Origin of the sequence: Idiomarina aminovorans, assembly GCF_023155095.1 — a bacterium.
GTDB lineage: Bacteria > Pseudomonadota > Gammaproteobacteria > Enterobacterales > Alteromonadaceae > Idiomarina > Idiomarina aminovorans.
Window position 1 is genome coordinate 1 of sequence record NZ_JAKNDA010000020.1, and the last position, 670, is coordinate 670.

A 670-nucleotide genomic window follows, 5' to 3' on the forward strand; every position below is an offset into this window, starting at 1 on the left:
GAGAACGATCACCACGGTGTGGTTCATGACTGGGGTGAAGTCGTAACAAGGTAGCCGTAGGGGAACCTGCGGCTGGATCACCTCCTTACAACGATTGCTTAACTTTTGTGTACACAAAAAATTGCGTTCTGCATTTTTTGTATACCCCACATCCGTGTGGGTAAGTGCCCACACAGATTGCCTGGCTTGATATTAGAAGAGAAGAAACTGGGTCTGTAGCTCAGCTGGTTAGAGCGCACCCCTGATAAGGGTGAGGTCGGCAGTTCAAGTCTGCCTAGACCCACCAAATTTAAACGATGGCTGCGTTGTTCGGGTACTCGCATACTGATGTATGCGTCGCACGCTCTCGACTTACCCTCCTTCAAATTCCCTTATCAGGGTTGCCGCGATGTTGAAAAGAGGGTTTCCTCGATGTTAGCACGCGCAGCATGAAGCTTCGAGAGCAAGGCGCACGTTGAGTGACTGAAGGAGCATACCTCGATGGTATGTGACTGATTGAACGAATCGCGCAACGCAGCTACCGGAGCTTCAGGCAAGCATTAGGGGGCCATAGCTCAGCTGGGAGAGCGCCTGCCTTGCACGCAGGAGGTCAGCGGTTCGATCCCGCTTGGCTCCACCATTTCTTCTCTTGATGTAACCGTTAGCGTTAAGTGTTCTTAAACAAGAATAG

At 51.2% G+C, this 670-nt stretch carries 2 tRNA genes and 1 rRNA gene; all 3 read left to right on the forward strand.

Annotated features, from left to right (window positions below):
• Window positions 1-88: ribosomal RNA gene (locus L8G48_RS13320) — 16S ribosomal RNA — on the forward strand; the annotation flags it as partial.
• A 121-nt stretch (window positions 89-209) separates the two neighbouring features.
• Window positions 210-286 (forward strand) — tRNA-Ile (locus L8G48_RS13325).
• 257 nt (window positions 287-543) lie between these two features.
• Window positions 544-619 (forward strand) — tRNA-Ala (locus L8G48_RS13330).
• The last annotated feature ends 51 nt before the right edge of the window (window positions 620-670 follow it).